The sequence below is a fragment of the Bradyrhizobium ferriligni genome, assembly GCF_056837965.1.
This window is the reverse complement of the sequence record NZ_JBXEJO010000063.1, coordinates 12,093-31,907: the sequence shown is the minus strand read 5'-3', so window position 1 is coordinate 31,907 and position 19,815 is coordinate 12,093. Positions and strand designations below refer to the sequence as shown.

Annotated in this window: 14 protein-coding genes; 5 read left to right on the top strand and 9 right to left on the bottom strand. The window is 66.1% G+C overall.

Annotated elements, in window-relative coordinates; translation table 11 throughout:
- Positions 1-69: 69 nt before the first annotated feature.
- Positions 70-1,080 (bottom strand): KpsF/GutQ family sugar-phosphate isomerase, encoded by a 1,011-nt coding sequence (locus tag AC1VNY_RS30985; protein ID WP_482408005.1) that lies wholly within the window; start codon positions 1,078-1,080, stop codon positions 70-72.
- A gap of 260 nt (positions 1,081-1,340) precedes the next feature.
- Between AC1VNY_RS30985 and AC1VNY_RS30980 the strand changes: the two genes are divergently transcribed.
- Positions 1,341-3,029: an outer membrane beta-barrel protein gene (locus tag AC1VNY_RS30980; RefSeq protein ID WP_482408004.1), complete on the top strand. Its 1,689-nt coding sequence runs from the start codon at positions 1,341-1,343 to the stop codon at positions 3,027-3,029.
- 178 nt (positions 3,030-3,207) lie between these two features.
- Here AC1VNY_RS30980 and AC1VNY_RS30975 read toward each other — a convergent pair whose 3' ends face one another.
- Both AC1VNY_RS30975 and gltB read right to left on the bottom strand, forming a co-directional pair.
- Entirely contained in the window at positions 3,208-4,665 is a 1,458-nt protein-coding gene (locus AC1VNY_RS30975) for a glutamate synthase subunit beta (RefSeq protein ID WP_482408003.1), read from the bottom strand.
- A gap of 159 nt (positions 4,666-4,824) precedes the next feature.
- On the bottom strand, positions 4,825-9,561 hold the full coding sequence (gene gltB, locus AC1VNY_RS30970; protein ID WP_482408002.1) for a glutamate synthase large subunit: 4,737 nt from the start codon (positions 9,559-9,561) through the stop codon (positions 4,825-4,827).
- Between the two features lie 474 nt (positions 9,562-10,035).
- Between gltB and AC1VNY_RS30965 the strand changes: the two genes are divergently transcribed.
- A complete protein-coding gene (locus AC1VNY_RS30965) occupies positions 10,036-10,845 on the top strand; it encodes a hypothetical protein (protein WP_482408001.1) in 810 nt (269 codons plus the stop codon).
- Between the two features lie 82 nt (positions 10,846-10,927).
- On the opposite strand, the gene AC1VNY_RS30960 is transcribed toward AC1VNY_RS30965, so the two are convergent.
- A complete protein-coding gene (locus AC1VNY_RS30960) occupies positions 10,928-11,404 on the bottom strand; it encodes an Hsp20 family protein (RefSeq protein WP_038384347.1) in 477 nt (158 codons plus the stop codon).
- Between the two features lie 221 nt (positions 11,405-11,625).
- Between AC1VNY_RS30960 and AC1VNY_RS30955 the strand changes: the two genes are divergently transcribed.
- Entirely contained in the window at positions 11,626-12,573 is a 948-nt protein-coding gene (locus AC1VNY_RS30955; protein ID WP_038384346.1) for an alpha/beta fold hydrolase, read from the top strand.
- Between the two features lie 63 nt (positions 12,574-12,636).
- Here AC1VNY_RS30955 and AC1VNY_RS30950 read toward each other — a convergent pair whose 3' ends face one another.
- Together AC1VNY_RS30950 and AC1VNY_RS30945 are read right to left on the bottom strand one after the other, a co-directional pair.
- On the bottom strand, positions 12,637-13,296 hold the full coding sequence (locus tag AC1VNY_RS30950) for a hypothetical protein (protein WP_482408000.1): 660 nt from the start codon (positions 13,294-13,296) through the stop codon (positions 12,637-12,639).
- 60 nt (positions 13,297-13,356) lie between these two features.
- Positions 13,357-15,156: an adenylate/guanylate cyclase domain-containing protein gene (locus tag AC1VNY_RS30945; protein ID WP_057016253.1), complete on the bottom strand. Its 1,800-nt coding sequence runs from the start codon at positions 15,154-15,156 to the stop codon at positions 13,357-13,359.
- 237 nt (positions 15,157-15,393) lie between these two features.
- Here AC1VNY_RS30945 and AC1VNY_RS30940 point away from each other — a divergent pair, with 237 nt between their 5' ends.
- Entirely contained in the window at positions 15,394-16,029 is a 636-nt protein-coding gene (locus AC1VNY_RS30940) for a LysE family translocator (RefSeq protein ID WP_482407999.1), read from the top strand.
- 30 nt (positions 16,030-16,059) lie between these two features.
- Here the strand turns inward: AC1VNY_RS30940 and AC1VNY_RS30935 are convergent, their stop codons facing one another.
- Entirely contained in the window at positions 16,060-16,812 is a 753-nt protein-coding gene (locus AC1VNY_RS30935; RefSeq protein WP_482407998.1) for a sulfite exporter TauE/SafE family protein, read from the bottom strand.
- Between the two features lie 92 nt (positions 16,813-16,904).
- Between AC1VNY_RS30935 and AC1VNY_RS30930 the strand changes: the two genes are divergently transcribed.
- A complete protein-coding gene (locus tag AC1VNY_RS30930) occupies positions 16,905-17,798 on the top strand; it encodes a LysR family transcriptional regulator (RefSeq protein WP_018269712.1) in 894 nt (297 codons plus the stop codon).
- An 8-nt stretch (positions 17,799-17,806) separates the two neighbouring features.
- On the opposite strand, the gene AC1VNY_RS30925 is transcribed toward AC1VNY_RS30930, so the two are convergent.
- Positions 17,807-18,652, bottom strand: coding sequence for a tripartite tricarboxylate transporter substrate-binding protein (locus AC1VNY_RS30925; RefSeq protein ID WP_482408023.1), 846 nt, complete (start codon positions 18,650-18,652; stop codon positions 17,807-17,809).
- A gap of 82 nt (positions 18,653-18,734) precedes the next feature.
- On the bottom strand, positions 18,735-19,514 hold the full coding sequence (gene hisN, locus AC1VNY_RS30920; protein ID WP_482407997.1) for a histidinol-phosphatase: 780 nt from the start codon (positions 19,512-19,514) through the stop codon (positions 18,735-18,737).
- Positions 19,515-19,815: the final 301 nt, after the last annotated feature.

Here is a 19,815-nt window from a genome sequence, read left to right as displayed (position 1 = left end):
CATTCCGGGGTTCGCGCCAACAGGCGCGCCCTCAGATGCGCCATTGCGCATCGGGGAATGACAAAGGACCTACGCCACACCCGCGCGCAGCAGATCGTGCAGATGGATGATGCCGACCGGCTTCTTCGCATCGGTCACGATCAGCGTCGTGATCTTCGAGGCGTTGAGCAGCTCCAGCACTTCGCCGGCCAGCGTGTCGCGGCTGATCGTCTTCGGCGTCCTGGTCATGACCTCCTCGACCGACAGCATCAGAAGGTCGGGGCGGCGCAGCTGCCGGCGCAGATCGCCGTCGGTGACGATGCCGACGAGATGGCCGTGGCGGTCGACGATGCCGACGCAGCCAAAACCCTTGGAGGTCATCTCGACCAGCGCGTCCGACATCTTGGTGCCGAGCGGCTTCAGCGGCAGCGCGTCGCCGCCATGCATGAGGTCGCGGGCATATTTCAGGAGCGCGCCGAGCTTGCCGCCCGGATGCAGCACGCTGAAATCGGTCGAGGTGAAGCCGCGGCCCTCAAGCAGCGCGATCGCCAGCGCATCGCCGAGCGCCAGCATCATCAGTGAGGAGGTGGTCGGCGCCAGATTGTGCGGGCAGGCCTCGCGGGCCTTCGGCAGCGTCAGCTGTACGTCGGCGGCCTTGCTCAGCGTCGAATCCTTGTCGGCCGTCATCGCGATCAGCGGAATGCCGAAGCGCGCGGCATAGGCGATCAGGTTGCGCATCTCCGGCTGCTCGCCGGACCATGACAGCGCCAGGATCACGTCATCGATCGTGATCATGCCGAGGTCGCCATGGCTCGCTTCGGCGGCGTGCACGAAGAACGCCGGCGTGCCGGTCGAGGCAAAGGTCGCGGCGATCTTGCGCCCGATATGGCCGGACTTGCCGAGCCCGGTGACGATCAGCCGTCCCTTGGCATTGCCGATCAGCTCGGACGCTGCCGCGAACGGCGCGCCGAGGTCGGACTTCAGTGCCGCGGAAAGGGCTGCGACGCCGCTTGCTTCGGCATCGAGGGTGCGGAGCGCCGATTGAACGGCGCCGTCATCGGGGCCGGATGATTTGGTCATCAGCGGTTTCGGTTTGGCCATTACGGAATCCAGGGGAGGGTTTTGCACCCGGGCGTCTCCCTTAGCACGTTCGATTCCGCGATGCGACGCGCGGCGGCCGATCCTCAACGGCTCATTAACCATAATTGTTTTAACTCCATTAACGACGTTTTCCGCCGCCCGGCGGAGTGCGTCCGACAAGTATTTGAATTCGTTGGAGTTTTCCCATCGTGTTGCGGCGGCCAGCAAGCGGCCCAGACCGGCGTGGATGCGTTGTCCGCGCGGTTTTGCCATGTCTTGCCATGACTGCTGTGGCGCTGACCGTGACCGCCGGGCTCGCCCAGGCCCAGACCGTGACGCCCGATCTGTTCAGCCCCAATCGCCAGAGCCAGGTGATCACCCAGGATTCGCCGCTGCGCCGGACCACGGCCGACGCCATGGATCCGCTCAACGGCCTGAAGCTGCCCGACGCCGATCGCGATCGCCGTTCCTCCTCGTCTGCATCGACATCGACATCGACGACGCGGATCGGGCAGGTCCCGACCTACGGGCTCCCCGCGGCGAACGGCGCCTCGACGTCAGGCTATGACTCGCTCAACCGCAAACGCCAGAAGCCGAAATACTACCCGGGCCAGGCCAAACCGAAGCCGCCGGCGGGACCCGGCTCGCCGCAGCCGACGCCGGCGCCATTGAACGCCACGGGGCAGCTGCGGCTGTCGATCCCGCCCTCGGAGACCGCCAACAAGACACCGCTGCCGCCGGCGATGGCCGGCACCATCGTCGGCCAGCCGCCGCGCAAGCGGCTCAAGATCGACGACGATCCGTTCGGCGCGGTTGGCGACTACGCCGGCTCGTTCATGGTCAAGACCGCGGTCGAGGCGATGGCCGGCTACGACACCAATCCGGGCCGGCTCTACTCGCCGCAGGGCAGGGCTTTCTACATGGTCGCGCCGGAATTCCTCGCGGTCTCCGACTGGGAGCGTCACGCCGTCGTCGCCGATTTGCGCGGCTCCTTCACCGGCTATGGCTCCGGGCTGACGCCGAACGCCGACGGCACGCCGCTGTCGGCGCCGCTCGACATCGACCGTCCGAACTTCATTGGTCACATCGACGGCCGTCTCGACGTCTCACGGGATACGCATCTCCTGGGGCAGGCCCGCCTGCTTGTCTCGACCGACAATCCCGGCAGCCCGAACGTGCAGGCCGGCCTCGCCAGATATCCGATCTACACCACCGTCGGCGGCACCTTCGGCATCGACCAGAATTTCAACCGCATGCAGGTCTCGCTCGGCGCCACGGTCGACCGCACCGATTACCAATGGTCGAAGCTCACCGACGGCACCTCGTCGTCGAACGATGATCGCAACTTCACGCAATATGGCGGCGTCGGCCGGGTGAGCTACGAGCTCAACCCGGCGGTGAAGCCGTTCGTCGAAGTGCAGGGCGACAGCCGCTTCCACGATCTCTATCTCGACCGCAATGGTTACGCGCGCAACTCCTCGGGCGGCTACGTCAAGGCCGGCACCTCGTTCGAGTTCACGCGGCTGCTGTTCGGCGAGGTCTCGATCGGCTACGCGATGCGCGATTACGCCGACACGCGGCTCAACCGTCTCGAAGGCCTGCTCACCACCGCCTCGCTGACCTGGACCGCGACGCCGCTGACCACCGCGAAATTCTATTCCGACACCCAGATCGGCGAGACCACGCTGCCCGGCACCTCGGGCGTGCTGTCGCGCACCTACACTGTCGAGGTCGACCACGACTTCCGCCGCTGGCTGACCGGCATCGGCAAGTTCACCTACGGCACGCTCGATTACCAGGGCGACAACCGCAACGACACGATCTACTCGGTGTCCGCCGACCTGATCTACAAGATGACCCGCAGCCTCTGGATCAAGGGCACCGTGCGCCGCGACTGGCTGGATTCGAATTTGGCGGGACAGAGCTCGGCGTCGACGGTGGTGATGCTGGGCGTGCGGGTGCAGAATTAGCGGCGAGGATGCGCAAGTCCCATCTCGAATGAGGTGTCGTGCCCCGCAAAGGCGGGGGACCCGGTACGCCGTGGCCTGTCCGTTCAAGCTCTGACGTCTCTGGAATACGTCATCGCCCGCTTTCGCGGGCGATGACAGCTGAGTTTGTGTGATGCAGCTCGGCGTGGCGGCCGGGGTCTTACCCCGGCAGGTCCGTCTTCCCCATCAGGAAGGTGTCGATCGAGCGCGCGCACTGGCGGCCTTCGCGGATCGCCCAGACCACGAGCGACTGGCCGCGGCGCATGTCGCCGGCGGAGAAGATCTTCGCGCGCGAGGTCTGGTAGTCCTGCAGGGAGGCGCGGACATTGCCCCGCTGGTCGAGCTCGACACCCAGCGTCTTGAGCAGGCCCTCGTGCACCGGATGGACGAAGCCCATCGCCAGCAGCACGAGCTCGGCGTCGAGCGTGAACTCGGTGCCGGGCAGCGGCTTGAACTTGTCGTCGACCTTGACGCAATGCAGTTTGGTCACCTTGCCGTCGACGCCTTCGAACTTCGTCGTCAGCACGGCGAATTCGCGCACCGCGCCTTCGGCCTGACTCGACGACGTGCGCATCTTCAGCGGCCAGTTCGGCCAGGTCACGCCCTTGTTCTCGTGCTCGGGCGGCGCCGGCATGATCTCGAGCTGGGTCACCGACTTGGCGCCTTGCCGGAACGAGGTGCCGATGCAGTCCGAGCCGGTGTCGCCGCCGCCGATCACGACGACATGCTTGCCGTCGGCGAGGATGTCGGCGGCGCCGTTCAGCGGCTCGCCGGAAACACGGCGGTTCTGCTGCGGCAGGAAGTCCATCGCGAAGTGGATGCCGGAAAGCTCGCGGCCGGGAATCGGCAGGTCGCGCGGGGCTTCCGCGCCGCCGGTCAGCGCCACGGCGTCATACTGCTTGGCGAGCTCCTGCGGATCGATCGCGCCCGGCGTCGAGCCGCCGACGGCCTTGCCGTAATGGAAGGTGACGCCCTCGGCTTCCATCTGCGCCACGCGGCGGTCGATGATGCCCTTCTCCATCTTGAAGTCGGGAATGCCGTAGCGCAGCAGGCCGCCGGCCTTGGCGAACTTCTCGTAGACATGCACCTCGTGGCCGGCGCGCGCGAGCTGCTGCGCGGCGGCCATGCCGGCGGGACCCGAGCCGATCACGGCGACCTTCTTGCCGGTCTTGACGGCTGCGATCTCCGGCTTCAGCCAGCCATTGTCCCAGGCGCGGTCGACGATCGCGCATTCGATGGTCTTGATGGTGACCGGGTTGTCGTCGATGTTGAGCGTGCAGGACGCCTCGCACGGCGCCGGGCAGATGCGGCCGGTGAATTCGGGAAAATTGTTGGTCGAGTGCAGGTTGCGCGAGGCTTCTTCCCAATTGCCCTGATAGACGAGGTCGTTGAAATCGGGGATCTGGTTGTTGACCGGGCAGCCCGGCGTGCCCGGCGCGGTCGAGCCGGTGCCGTGGCAATAGGGGATGCCGCAATTCATGCAGCGCGCAGCCTGGTCGCGCGTGTCCTTCTCGCTCAGCGGAATGACGAATTCCCTGAAGTTCTTGAGTCGATCGGCGACCGGCTCGTACTTGCGGTCATGCCGCTCGATCTCGAGAAAACCTGTGATCTTGCCCATTGAAACCCGATGCCCCTGCATCATGTGTTCGTCTGTTCTGTTTGACCCTCATCCTGAGGAGCGGCGCGTGCGCCGCGTCTCGAAGGATGGAGGCCCGTGTGGCGGCCTCATGGTTCGAGACGGCGCTGCGCGCCTCCTCACCATGAGGGTCTTTCAGGCTTACGCGCCGATCGCGATCTTCGGCTCGGCGTCGGCGTTGGCCTTCATTTCCTTCAGCGCGCGGCGGTACTCGACCGGCATCACCTTGCGGAATTTCGGCAGCCAGCTCTTCCAGTCGGCGAGGATCTCTGCCGCCTTCTTCGAACCCGTCAGCTTGGCGTGACGCGTGATCAGGACGTGCAGCCGCTCCACATCGGACTCGAGCAGGTTCTGGAACACGTCGACCCGGCCATGCGCCTCGAGATCGCCGGAGTGGTGGTAGGTGTCGGCGTTGATCATCTCCTCCGACAGCACCGGCTCGAGCTCGACCATCGAAAGATTGCAGAGCTTGTCGAAGTCGCCGGCCTCGTCCAGCACATAGGCGATGCCGCCGGACATGCCGGCCGCGAAGTTGCGTCCGGTCTTGCCGAGCACCACGACGATGCCGCCGGTCATGTATTCGCAGCAATGATCGCCGGCGCCTTCGACGACCGCGACCGCGCCGGAATTGCGCACCGCGAAGCGCTCGCCGGCGATGCCGCGGAAGTAGCACTCGCCCGCGATCGCGCCGTACATCACGGTGTTGCCGACGATGATCGACTCTTCCGGCACGATGCCGGAGTTCTTCGGCGGCTTGACGATGATGCAGCCGCCCGAGAGGCCCTTGCCGACATAGTCGTTGCCTTCACCCTCGAGCTCGAAGGTGACGCCATTGGCGAGCCAGGCGCCGAACGCCTGTCCCGCCGTGCCCTTCAGGCCGACATGGATGGTGTCGAGCGGCAGGCCGGCATGGCCGTAGATCTTGGCGACCGCGCCCGACAGCATCGCGCCGGCGGAACGGTCGGTGTTGTTGATCTCTTCCTCGATCTTGACCGGCGCGCCGCGATCGAGCGCGGCCTGCGCCTTCCCGATCAGCCGGCGGTCGAGCACGGCTTCCAGATGGTGGTTCTGGCTCTCCGAGTGATAGATCGTCTGGCCCTTCTCCTCCTTCTGCCGCACGAACAGCTTGGAGAAATCGAGGCCCTTGGCCTTCCAGTGCGAGACCAGCGCGGTCTGGTCCAGCATCTGGACCTGGCCGACCATCTCGTCGAACGTCTTGTAGCCGAGCTGCGCCATGATCTCACGGACTTCCTCGGCGACGAAGAAGAAGTAGTTGATGACGTGCTCGGGCTGGCCGGTGAAGCGCTTGCGCAGCACCGGATCCTGGGTCGCGACGCCGACCGGGCAGGTGTTGAGGTGGCACTTGCGCATCATGATGCAGCCTGCCGCGATCAGGGGCGCGGTGGCGAAGCCGAACTCGTCGGCCCCGAGCAGCGCGCCGATCACGACGTCACGGCCGGTGCGGAAGCCGCCGTCGACCTGAACCGCGATGCGGCTGCGCAGCTGCTGGCGCACCAGCGTCTGATGGGTCTCGGCAAGACCGATCTCCCACGGCGAGCCGGCATGCTTGATCGAGGTCAGCGGCGAGGCACCGGTGCCGCCCTCGAAGCCCGCGATGGTGACATGGTCGGCGCGCGCCTTGGCGACGCCGGCGGCAACCGTGCCGACGCCGACTTCCGACACCAGCTTCACCGAGACCTGGCCGTCCGGATTGACGTTCTTGAGGTCGTAGATCAGCTGGGCGAGGTCTTCGATCGAGTAGATGTCGTGGTGCGGCGGCGGCGAGATCAGGCCGACGCCCGGCGTCGAATGCCGGACGCGTGCGATCGTCGCGTCGACCTTGTGGCCGGGCAACTGGCCGCCTTCGCCGGGCTTGGCACCCTGCGCCATCTTGATCTGCATCATGTCGGAGTTGACGAGGTATTCCGTCGTCACGCCGAACCGGCCCGAGGCGACCTGCTTGATCGCCGAGCGCATGCTGTCGCCGTTGGGCATCGGCTTGAAGCGGTCGGACTCCTCGCCGCCTTCGCCGGTGTTCGACTTGCCGCCGATCCGGTTCATCGCGATCGCGAGCGTGGTGTGCGCCTCGCGCGAGATCGAGCCGAACGACATTGCGCCGGTCGAGAACCGCTTGACGATATCCTTGGCCGGCTCGACGTCCTCGAGCTTGACCGGCTTGCGCTTGTCGTCCTCGGCGCTCTTGATCCGGAACAGGCCGCGCAGCGTCAACAGACGCTCGGACTGCTCGTTGAGGATCTTGGCGAACGCCCGGTAGCGCTCCTGCGAATTGCCGCGCACGGCGTGCTGCAGCGTCGAGACCGATTCCGCGGTCCAGGCGTGGTCCTCGCCGCGGGTGCGGTAGGCATATTCGCCGCCGACATCGAGCGCGCTCTTGTAGATCTGGCCGTCACCGAACGCGTCGGTGTGGCGCCGCACCGTCTCCTCGGCGATCTCACCGAGGCCGACGCCCTCAATCCTTGTGTGGGTGCCGGCAAAATACTTGGCGACGAAGTCCGCCTTCAGGCCGACCGCGTCGAAGATCTGCGCGCCGCAATAGGATTGGTAGGTCGAGATGCCCATCTTGGACATCACCTTGAGCAGGCCCTTGCCGATCGACTTGATGTAGCGCTTGACGATCTCGTAGTCGTCGAGCGCGCCGGGCAGCCGGTCCTTCATCGCGAGGATGGTTTCGAACGCGAGATAGGGATTGATCGCTTCGGCGCCGTAGCCGGCGAGGCAGGCGAAATGATGCACCTCGCGCGGCTCGCCGGATTCCACGACGAGGCCGACCGAGGTGCGCAGGCCGGTGCGGATCAGGTGATGATGCACGGCGGCGCAGGCCAGCAGCGACGGGATCGGAATCCGGTCGGTGCCGGTCATGCGGTCCGACAGGATGATGATGTTGATGCCCTCGCGCACCGCGCCCTCGGCGCGCGCGCAGAGCTCGTCGAGCACCTGCTCCATGCCCGCCGCGCCGAAGCCGGCGTGGAAGGTGGTGTCGAGCGTGCGCGACTTGAAGTGGGTCTCGGCGACGTCGGAGATCGAACGGATCTTTTCCAGATCCGCGTCGGTCAGGATCGGCTGCCGCACCTCGAGGCGCTTGGTCGAGGCGACGCCCTGCAGGTCGAACAGGTTCGGCCGCGGCCCGATGATCGAGACGAGGCTCATGACGATTTCCTCGCGGATCGGATCGATCGGCGGGTTCGTCACCTGCGCGAAGTTCTGCTTGAAGTAGGTGAACAGCTGCTTCGGCTTGTCGGACAGCGCCGAGATCGGCGTGTCGTTGCCCATCGAGCCGGCGGCTTCCTCGCCGGTGGCGGCCATCGGCGTCATCAGGATCGCGATGTCTTCCTGGCTGTAGCCGAACGCCTGCTGCCGATCGAGCAGCGGCAGGTTGGAGCGCACGCCCTTGGCCGGCGCATCCGGCAGCTCCTCGAGCTGGATCTGGGTGCGATGCAGCCAGTCGCTGTAGGGATGGCTCTTGGCGAGGTCGGCCTTGATCTCGTCGTCGGGAATCAGGCGGCCCTGCTCGAGGTCGACGAGCAGCATCTTGCCGGGCTGCAGCCGCCACTTGGTGACGATCTGGTCCTCCGGAATCTTCAGCACGCCCATTTCGGACGCCATCACGATGCGGTCGTCCTTGGTGACGAGATAGCGCGCCGGGCGCAGGCCGTTGCGATCGAGCGTGGCGCCGATCTTGCGGCCGTCGGTGAAAGCGATCGCGGCCGGGCCGTCCCACGGCTCCATCAGCGCGGCATGATATTCGTAGAACGCACGGCGCTGCTCATCCATCAGGGGATTGCCGGCCCACGCTTCCGGAATCATCATCATCACGGCGTGCGGCAGCGAGTAACCGCCCTGCACCAGGAATTCGAGCGCGTTGTCGAAGCAGGCGGTGTCGCTCTGGCCTTCATAGGAGATCGGCCAGAGGCGGCTGATGTCCTTGCCGTAGAGCTCCGAATGCACGGAAGCCTGCCGCGCCGCCATCCAGTTGACGTTGCCGCGCAGCGTGTTGATTTCGCCGTTATGGGCGATCATCCGGTACGGATGCGCCAGCGACCAGGTCGGGAAGGTGTTGGTCGAGAAGCGTTGATGCACCAGCGCCAGCGCGCTGTCGAAGTCGGCCTCGTGCAGGTCGGGATAGTACTTGCCGAGCTGGTCGGCGAGGAACATGCCCTTGTAGATCACGGTGCGGCACGACAGCGAGCACGGATAATAGCCCGCCATGCCGCGGTCGCGGCGCTGATAGATCGCCTGCGAGATCGACTTGCGCAGGATGTAGAGGTGGCGCTCGAAATCGTCCTCGGTCTTGGCCGCACCATTGCGGCCGATGAAGACCTGCATGTGGTAGGGCTCGGTCGGCTTCACGGTGACGCCGAGCGAGGAATTGTCTGACGGTACGTCTCGCCAGCCGAGCAGCTTGAAGCCCTCGTTCTTGATCTCGTCGGCGATGATGCTCTTGATCACGTTACGCCAGGCGGCATCGCGCGGCATGAACAGCGCGCCGATGGCGTATTCGCCGGGCTGCGGCAGCTTGAAGCCGAGCTCCGCGGTCTTGCGCGCGAAGAAGGCGTGCGGGATCTGCACCAGGATGCCGGCGCCGTCACCGGCGCGCGGATCGGCGCCGACGGCGCCGCGATGCTCGAGGTTGCACAGGATGTTCAGCGCGTCGGAGACGATCTGGTGCGACTTCTGGCCCTTGATGTTGGCGATGAAGCCGACGCCGCAGGAATCCTTTTCCAGGCTCGGATCAAACAGGCCTTCGGCTTCCGGGCGCCAAGTATGCAACTCACGCGCGGGCTCGGCGGCTTTCGAGTCCGCGGTCGCCGACAGCGTTCCTGCCACGATGTTTTCGCGCTCGAATTCCGACCCGCTCATGTGTCCTCTCCCTTTCGTAAGGGCCCCACCATATTTGGCGCACCTTGGACGTTGCGGCACCCACCGGGCCACCGCTCGTCCGCCGCGAGCCGCATTTTCCTAAATTCAGACGACGGGCGTTTCAACGTCCCCTGAGGGACGGCCCTGCCTGCAGCATTCTCGGAGCTCGGGGCGCCGAGGTCTCGTTGCAATCCCTATGCCGGGATGGCCGCGAAATTGAGACAGCTTTGCTGTCCTAACCACGACCTTGCCAAATTTTTGTCTATCACACAAGCGCGAGGAAGTCCTCGCCCGCATGCTCGGATCGAACGGCTCGGCGGGCCGCGCCGCCGCCCCTGATTCGAAGCAAACACGCCGTGATCTGGCCCAAGGAGCGACCAAGGACCGCCGAATTTGAAACTGAAATTTTGCCCCGGGGCAAGCCGGCAAGAGAGCGGGAACGCTCCCAAGGGCGGGCAGACAGGAGTTACGGCGATGAAGTTGTTCACAGGTTCGGTTGCTGCCGCGGCCCTCGCGCTCAGCGCAGCCGCGGCCGAGGCCCAGCTGGCGACGCCCGCCCGGATCGGCAGCCCGCTTCTGGTCAGGGTATCCGACATGGACGGGCCCTATGCCGCCATGCCCGAGGTTCCGCCGCCGCCGCGCTACGGCCGTGTGCCGAGCCTGTTGCCGCCAGTCGAGGTCTACACCGTGCTGCGCGAGAACGGCTATCTGCCGCTTGGCGCGCCCCGGCAGCGCGGGTTCGTCTACACGATCTCGGTGATCGACCAGGGCGGCGACGACGGCCGGCTGGTGATCGATGCCCGCGACGGCCACATCATCCGCTTCACGCCGGCCTCTCGGCTCGGGGACAATTACGAAGAGGAAATGAGCGCGACCGACGGTCCCGCCGGGCCGATGCCGCGGCCAATCCAGGCCCGGGTGCCGCGCCCGCCACTCCCGATCCCGCATGTCGCCAGCCGCGTGCCGGTGCCCAAACGGAGCCCGCTCTCAGCCAAGGCCCAGGCTCCAGCCCCGGCTGCCCAGGTTCCGGCGGCGGCAGCCCAGGCTCCCGCCCCGGCGGCTCAGGCCGCCGTCCCGCAGGCGGCCACGCCGCAGCCTGCCCAGGCAGCCGCACCCGCGCCGGCTGAGCAGGCCGCAGCCCCAAAGCCGGCCGAGGCCCAGGCTGTGCCGCAAGCCGTCCAGCAAGCCGAGGCTCCGACCGTCGGTCAGGGGGCTCCGCCGCCGGCGCCTGCGCCCGCGATCCTGCCGACCCAGGCAATGCCCAAGGTGCAGGGATTGGAGTAGCGGTTACCGGCAACAAAAAACGCCCCGGTTTCCCGGGGCGTTTTCGCGATCAGCCAATATCTGCTGACGCGGGGTTTGTTGCTTAGGCGGCGACCTTGCCGGCCGAGCCGTCAACGACCTGCGGGGCCTTCTCGCCGCCGCCGATCGGAATGCTGCGCGGCTTCTTGGCCTCGGGAATCTCGCGGACGAGATCGACGTGGAGCAGACCGTTCTCGAGCGAGGCGTTCTTCACCTGCACGAAGTCGGCAAGCTGGAAGACGCGCTCGAAGGCGCGGGAGGCGATGCCGCGATAGAGCACTTCGGAGCCGTTGCCGGAGTTCTCGTTGGCGCTCTTCTCGCCCTTGATCGTCAGCGTGTTCTCCTTCGCGACGATCGAAAGCTCGGCCTGCGAGAAGCCGGAGACCGCGACGCTGATCCGGTAAGCATTCTCGCCGGTGCGCTCGATGTTGTAGGGGGGATAGCCGGGGCTGCCGTCCGAGGTCACCTGATCGAGCAGGTTGAAGAGGCGGTCGAAGCCGACGGTGGAACGATAAAACGGAGTCAGGTCGTAGCTACGCATAGGAATAGTCCTCCATTGAGCGACTGTTTCAGTTACCCGCCCGCCATCGGGCCGGGCTTAGATGTGTGCAGCCTGATGTTTCGGTTCCGAAACACTGGTAGCGGCCTGCACGGAGGTGATATGGGAGGGGTCACGTCGCGTTCAAGAGGCGGAAACCGCGTCGCATTTTTCGGCGCCGGCGTCCTTGATCTCCACCCTGTCTCACCACTCCGGTCCCCTTCATGACGCTCGTCTCGATTCCCGCCAACCCGGTTCCGGACGACGTTGTCAGTGGCACCATCAAGACACCAGACGGCGCCGAGTTGCGCTTTGCACGCTGGGCGCCGCCGCCCGGCCGCAAGGGCACGGTCTGCGTGTTCGGCGGGCGCGGCGAGATGATCGAAAAATATTTCGAGACCGTGCGCGATCTGCGCGACCGCGGCTTTGCGGTGGCGATGATCGACTGGCGCGGGCAGGGCCACTCGTCGCGGCGGCTGCGCGATCCCCGCAAGGGCTATGTGCGCGACTTCGCCGACTACGAGGTCGACGTCGAGACCTTCGTGCAGCAGGTGGTGCTGCCGGATTGCCCGCCGCCCTATTTCGCGTTGGCGCATTCGATGGGCGGTGCGGTGATGCTGCGCCTCGCGCATGCCGGCAAGCGCTGGTTCGATCGCATGGTGCTGTCGGCGCCGATGATCGACCTGCCGCGCCGCCGCGTGTCGTTCTTCCCGAGCGCGCTGCTTCGGATCATGCGGCTGGCCGGGCAGGGCGGCCGCTACGTTCCCGGCGGCGGCGACGAACTGGTCGGCCTCGCGCCCTTCATCGGCAATCCCGTGACCAGCGATCCGGTGCGCCACGCCCGCAACGCGGCGATCCTGGAAGAAGATCCGACGCTCGGCATCGCGGCGCCGACGATCGCCTGGGCCGACACCGCGTTCACCGCGATGCGCACCTTCCGCGGCATGTCGTATCCGTCCGAAATCCGCCAGCCGATCCTGATGCTGGCTGCGAGCAATGACGAGGTGGTGTCGACGGCCGCGATCGAGGAGTTCGCCTATCACTTGCGCGCCGGCTCGCATCTCGTGATCGCCGGCTCCAAGCACGAAATCCTGCAGGAGCAGGACCGCTACCGCGGTCAATTCTGGGCGGCGTTCGACGCGTTCGTGCCCGGCACGCCGCTGTTCAAGTGAGGCATGGCGTTTCCGCGCGAAGTGGACACTGGTTCGCGTGAAGAAAACGCGTCAAACAACAATCTAGCGCTGTAGCAGCGCGACGATCCGATCGGGAAAGCGCTTGTCCACGAACAGCGTCCTGACCTCGGCGACGCTGAGATAGCGGTCCTTGCCTTCGCCCTTGCCCATGATGTCGAGCAGCACCGGCCACTCGCCGAGCATCAGGAGCGGATAGTAGCAGTGCACGATGCCGTAAGACGGCGGATGCTCGTCCTTGGCGCGCCGGAAGTTCGCCGTCATGAAAGTCTTGATCTCGGCGGCCGACAGCCCGCGTTCGACGCTGCCGTCGGGGGCCTTGTAATCCTTGCCGAAGGTCGCGAGCCGCGCGATCTCGTCCTCATGGACCACCGCGTGCTGGTCGAGGATGCGCGAGCCGGCGCCGTGCTTGTCGAGTGGGCCGTTGCGCAACGCGTCGAGAATGGCGCCCTGGAACAGGCTGCGCAGCTGGCTGAAAGGACCGAGGCCGTTGGCGATCTGCGCCACCATGAAGATCTTCGCCCGTGCGGTGAACCCCTCGAACCCGGTCTTGCCGGTTGCGCGTCCGATGGTGCCGGTCAGTTCGGGCAGCGGCACGATATGGCCGCCGACATAGTTGCCGGCGACGAGCGCCCGCAGGAACGGGCAGGGATTGTCAGGGGAAATCTGCGGGGCGGGCGCCGTGCTTGCAGCCGTATCGGACATCAAACCACATCCTGAAAAGCGTCAGCTTAAAAAGCATCCATTACCGGTGGATGAATTCGCTCAGGAGTCGACGGCGAATTTCGATGTGGACGCAACCAGAGCGAGTTTGCCGAACGGAAGGCCGGCTTTCAAGAGGCCGTCGCGATAATGCGCGATGTCGGCCGGGTTCTTCCAGTGGAAATTGCGCAAGTGACGTTCGACCGTCAGCTCCGGATGGTTGGCGAGCAGGGCCTCGGCTGCCTGCGCGGCCTCGTCGGCGCGGCCGAGTTGGGCGAGCGCTGCGGTGCGCACCGCAAGGCACTGCAGATGGTTCGGGTTCAGATACAGCCCCTCGCGCGACCACGACAGCGACGCGTCATATTGCCCGAGCAGATAATGGCTGAACGCGTTCAGCGCCGCCCATTGGTAGCGCGGGTCGCTGTTGCCGCGCTGGACCGCCGTCGAGAACAGATCGACCGCCTTGCGATGGTCGCCGATCACCATGTGGCAGATTCCCAGCACGCCGCGCGCGCCCATGTCGTAGGGGTTGAGCTCGATCGCCCGCTTGATGGCGTCCATCGCGGCTTCGTAGTGGCCCTGCATCGCGTGCAGGTAGGCCAGCAGCGAAAACGCGAACGAGGAGCGCGGGTCGAGCCGCACGCTGCTCTCGGCCAGGCTGACCGACGAGGCCCACAATTCGCGCGTGCTCGGAATCCAGCCGAACTGGATGCTCTGGATCTGGATCAGCGCGAGATAGGCGCGCGCGATCGACAGCGCGGGGTCGAGCTCGATCGCCTCCTTGAACAGCGCGATCGCGGTCTCGCAATCGTCCTTGGTCTGCTGATAGTAGTGCGACAGACCCTTCAGGAAGCGATCCCACGCCGTCAGCTCGGCGTTCGGCGAGCGCGCCGGTGCCGAGGCCTCGGCGCGATAGATCTCCTGCGCGACGGCGGCGGAGAGATTCGCGGTGATCTCGTCCTGCATCGCGAACAGGTCGCCCATGTCGCGGTCGTAGCGGCCGGTCCACAGCTGCTCGCCCTTCTCGGGCGCGATCAGTTCGGCGGAGACGCGGATCTTGTTGCCGGCGCGCCGTACCGAACCCTGGATCAGATAGGTTGCGTCGATCTCGCGCGCGATCAGCCGCGTCGAGACGTTCTTGCCCTTGTAGGCGAAGGTCGAGTTGCGGCTCAGCACGCGATAGAAGGACTGCAGCGACAGCGCGTGGATCAGGTCCTCGGTCAGGCCGTCCGAGAAATATTCGTCGGCGCCGCCGCTGAGATTGTCGAACGGCAGCACGCCGACGATTGCGGTCCGGTATTGCCCCGGCAGATGCGGGCCGTCGTCCGGAACCTGCTCCTGGGCATCGGACCCGGCCGGCGCCCAGGTCCAGACATTGACCGGCTCGGCGATGTTCTTGAAGCGGTGCGGGCCGGCGTCGACGAGGGTGACGGCAAGCCGCCGTCCCGCTTCGGTGCGGGCCTTGTCCGACACCGCGATGCCGCCCGGCGTTGCGACTGTCTCGAGACGGACCGCGATGTTGACGTCGTCGCCGAACACCTCGTCCTCGTCGGCCATGACGTCGCCCATGTGGACGCCCATCCGGAAGTGCATGGCGCGGTCGGCCGGCAGATGTTCATTGCGCTCGGCCATCAGGGTCTGCATCGCGACGGCGGCCTCGATCGCGCCGATGATGCTCGGAAATTCCAGCAGGAAGCCGTCGCCGGTGTTTTTGACGATTCGGCCGCCATGGTTGAGGATGATCGGGTAGATCGCGCTGCGGTGCGCCTTGAACGAGGCATGCGTCCCCGCCTCGTCGGCACCCATCATGCGGGAATAGCCGGCGATGTCAGCGCAAAGAATGGCAGCGAGCCGTCTTTCCATGTCTCCTGTGCCCTGGAATGGCCACTTAGCCGAGGTGACCGAATCCGATACTTACAAGACAGGCCGGGTCCGGCGGAAGCCCGGTTTGCAGGCACCTATAATGCAAGTAGCAGGAATTGGCACGCGACCAACGGATGGTACGGTCGTTTCTCTACTGAATTCGTGTGTCGCTGGGATGGCGCCGGCCGGCGGATCATCCTTTCCGGCCGGTTACTTGCATAGGTTAACGTCGCTGACATGCTGGGAATTCACGAGCTTTGGCTGTTCGTCCTGTCCGGGCTGCTGCTCAACGTCACACCGGGGCCGGATACCGCCTATATCATCGGGCGCACGATTCAGCTCGGATGGCGCGGCGGAGCCGCTGCGGCGATCGGAATCAGCTGCGGTTGCCTGGTCCATGTGCTGGGTGCGGCGATCGGCCTGTCGGCGCTGCTGATGGCGTCGTCGACCGCGTTCCTGGCCGTCAAGCTGGTCGGCGCGGCCTATCTGGTGCTGACCGGACTGCAGATGCTGCTGGCGCGCGCCAAGCCAATCGCTGACATCACGGGGCAGGGCGGCGAGACCTCGATCTCGCGTGTGTTCTGGCAGGGGGCGCTGACCAATATCCTCAACCCCAAGGTGGCGCTGTTCTTCCTGGCTTTCCTGCCGCAATTCGTGGCGGCCGATTCGCCGCACAAGACGCTCGCCTTCCTGGTGCTCGGGCTGATCTTCATCACCGGCGGCACGCTGTGGTGCCTTGGTCTTGCGGCCTTCGCGGCGCGGGCTGCCGGCCGCATCAGGCAATCGGCCGGCGTGATCGCCTGGATCAACCGCTCGCTCGGCGCGCTCTTCATTTATCTCGGCGTCCGCGTCGCGACGCTGGAGGCGCGCTAGCGCGCGCCTTGGCGCTCTGGCTGTGCCGCTCTAGCCGTGGATCTTGAGCAGCGCGCTGCCGGCGAGATAGATGCCGAGCAGGATCATCGAGATCAGGAACCAGCGGCGGAACACCTCAGGCTGCATCCGTGTGCGAACCGCCTGGCCGATGAACATGCCGGTGAACGACGCCGCCATCGCGACCGCGCCGGGCAGCGCGGTGGCCGCCGTCAGCAGGCCCGATGCCGTGAGGTTGAACGCGAGCGCCACGGTCGCGGTGGTGAAGAACACGCCGAGCGCCTGCACCAGTTCGTCCTTCTCCATGCCGATCGCCTGCATGAACGGCATCGAGGGGATGACCTGAACGCCGGTCGCCGCCGAGATCAGCCCGGTGATGACGCCGACGATGCCGCCGATCCATTTCTCGTCGCGCCGCGCGACCTTGAAGCTGAACCTGCTCAGGCCGACGATCGCGTAGATCACCAGCAGCACGCCCAGCACGACGGTGCCGTAGGCCGCGTATGGCCCGGTCAGCAGCCCGGCATTGATCCAGATCCCCGCCGCGGTGCCGAGCATCAGCGGCCACAGCCGCTTGAGGATGTCGCGCAGATAGGGACCGACGAAGGTCTGCCAGATATTGGTGACGATCGCCGGCACGATCACGATCGCAATCGCCTGGCCCGGCGCCATCGTGGTTGCGAGCAGCCCCATCGCGACCGTCGGCAGGCCGAGGCCGAGCGTACCCTTGACGAAGCCGGCGAGCAGGAAGGCGAAGGCGATGAAGATCAGGAGATGGTCGACCATGGCGGCACATTGACCGATCGATGCGAACGGCACAATCTGGAGGTTACGGAGTTAGCCTTCGGGTAGTCCGAAGGTATGGGGCGGGAAACGTCATGCGGTTCGACCTGACCGACTTGCAATTGTTCATCGCGGTTTCCGATGCGCGCAGCATCACGCAGGGCGCGGCGCGCGCGAACCTTGCGCTGGCTTCGGCCAGCGAGCGGATCAAGGGCCTCGAGGAGGCGCTCGGCGTCGCACTGCTCAAGCGCGGCCGCCGCGGCGTCGAACTGACTGCGGCGGGCGAGAGCCTGCTCGGCCACGCCCGCATCGTGATCCACAATGTCGAGGCGCTGCAAAGCGATCTCGCCGCCTATGCCAGCGGCGTGCGCGCCAACGTGCTGCTGCTCGCCAACACCTCGGGCCTGTCGGAGCATCTGCCGCGCGCGCTCGCGGCCTTCCTGCACGAGCATCCCGACATCAGCGTCGACGTCGAGGAGCGCGAGAGCACCGATATCGCGACCGCGATCGCCAGCGGTGCCGCCGATCTCGGCTTCGCGGCGGAACACGCGCTGCCCGACAGCGTCGAGCGCTTCCTGTTCAGCGAGGACCGCCTGATGCTGGTGGCGTCGCGGCGCAGCGATCTTGGCGGCCGCCGCCAGATCGACTTCCAGGAGGTGGTCGGCCGCGATTTCGTCGGGCTCACGGCAACGTCCGCGCTGCAGGTTCATATCTCGCGGCACGCCGCAAAGCTCGGTGCGCGGCTGCGCTTCCGCGCCCGCCTGCGCGGCTTCGATGCGATCTGCCAGATGGTCGCCGCCGATGTCGGCATCGCCGTGATCCCGGAGACCGCGGCGCGCCGCTGCGCGGCGTCGATGCCGATCACGACGATAAGGATCCGCGACGCCTGGGCCAACCGCCGCCTGACGATCTGCGCGCGCAGCTTCAAGGCGCTGCCGCGGGCAGCCAAGCAGCTCGTGGACTATCTGCGCGCCGAAGCGCAGCGCTGACGGCTGGCTCATTTCGTCGTCACCACGCCGGCGTCCTGAATCACCTTCGCCCATTTCCTGATGTCGGCAGCGATGAAGTCGCGGAAATGCTCCGGCGTGTCGCCGGCCAGCGTCAGCCCTTGCTCGGCGAGCTTTTGCTTGACGATCGGATCGGCCATCGCCGCAGTGGCGAGCTGGTTCAGCCTGGCGACGATCGCCTGCGGCGTTCCGCCCGGCGCGACCATGCCGTACCAGTTCTCGATAATCAGGTCGGGCATGCCGGCTTCCGCGGTGGTCGGCACGTCGTTCACCGCCGGCGCGGCGCCGCGATGGGGCACGTGCACGATGTCGACCTTGGCCGTCAGCTTGAACAATTCGCAGGCGAGATGCGGCAGGCTGCCGGGGCCGGAGGAGGCGAAGTTGAGCTTGCCCGGCTGCGCCTTGGCGAGCGCGACCAGTTCGTTCATGTTCTTCGCCGGCACGTTGGCGGCGACCACCAGCATCTCCGGCACCGTCGCGACCAGCGTCACCGGCGCGAGGTCCTTCAGCGTGTCGTAGGCGACCTTCTCCATGCTCGGGCTGATCGCCAGCGCGCCCGCGCTCGCGATCGCGACCGTGTAGCCGTCGGGCGCGGCCTTCGCGACTACGTCGGTGCCGAGCACGCCGCCCTGGCCGGCGCGGTTGTCGACGATGACGGGTTGCCTTGCGAGCTCCGAGAGCTTCTGCCCGATCACCCGTGCGATGATGTCGTTCGGCCCGCCGGGCGGGAACGGCACGATCAGCCGGAGCGGCTTGGTCGGGAAATCCTGGGCCGAAGCGGTGACGGGCGCGAGAAGCAGGAGAAGGGCCGCCAACAGCCTGCCGCACATCGTCATGTCGCCCATCCCTGACTTTTCTGGTTGCGGTCAGGATGGGCGTAGATCAGGCGCCCGGCAACTCAAGAATCAGGCCAGGAACTCAGGCGTTCAGCAGCTTCATCGCCGCTTCGTGCACGCGCGGGTCGCCGGCCGCGATGATGCGGCCGCCGCTTTGCGCCGGCTTGCCGTCCCAGGTGGTGACGATGCCGCCGGCGCCGGTGACGATCGGGATCAGGCCGGCAATGTCGTAAGGCTTCAGCTCGGTCTCGACCACGAGGTCGAGATGGCCGGCCGCGAGCATGCAATAGGAGTAGCAGTCGCCGCCATAGCGCGACAGGCGCGCCGCGTTCTCGATGCGGCCGAAGCGGGCGCGGTCATCCGGATTCATCAGCAGCGGGCTCGTGGTGAAGACGGTTGCCTCCTTCAGCGAGGCGCAGCGCCGCACCGAGAGCCGCCGTTCGCCCGACGGGCCGGAGTAATGCGCCGAGCCATTGTCGCCGGAGAAGCGCTCGCCGATATAGGGCTGGTGCATCATGCCGAATACCGGCGTACCTTTGTGCAGCAGCGCGATCAGTGTGCCCCAGATCGGAAAGCCGGCGATGAAGGATTTCGTGCCGTCGATCGGATCGAGCACCCAGACATAGTCGGCGTCCTCGCGCTCATTGCCGAACTCCTCGCCGACGATGCCGTGCTGGGGGAAGTTCGACTTGATCAGCCGCCGCATCACGGCTTCCGCCGCCCGGTCGGCCTCGGTGACCGGATCGAAATCGTTCGAACTCTTGTTGTCGACCGAGAGCGAGGTGCGGAAGAAGGGCAGGATGGTTTCGCCGGATGCGGTCGCGAGGCGGCCGATGAAGGCGGTAAAGTCGATGACCGTCACGGCATGTCCCTGAACTGCGCAAACGACGCGGTAGAAATCGGATGCGTTCTTGCCTAGCTCAATCCGGCGCGGCGCGCACGATTAACGGAGTGTTATCCAGCCCGACGACGCGGTTCCGGACTTTCGATTTGGCTTCGGATTCGAAAGCGCACCGGGTCTCGGCCCCGATCACGAAGTTGCGAATTCTGGTATACAAGCTATGCGCGGAGCGCCGACCGATCGGGGCTTCTCTTGTAAGGTATTGATCCTACATACGGAAAGCCGCTCCTGCCGGCCTGTTGCAGTTTCGCCAGACTTTCCA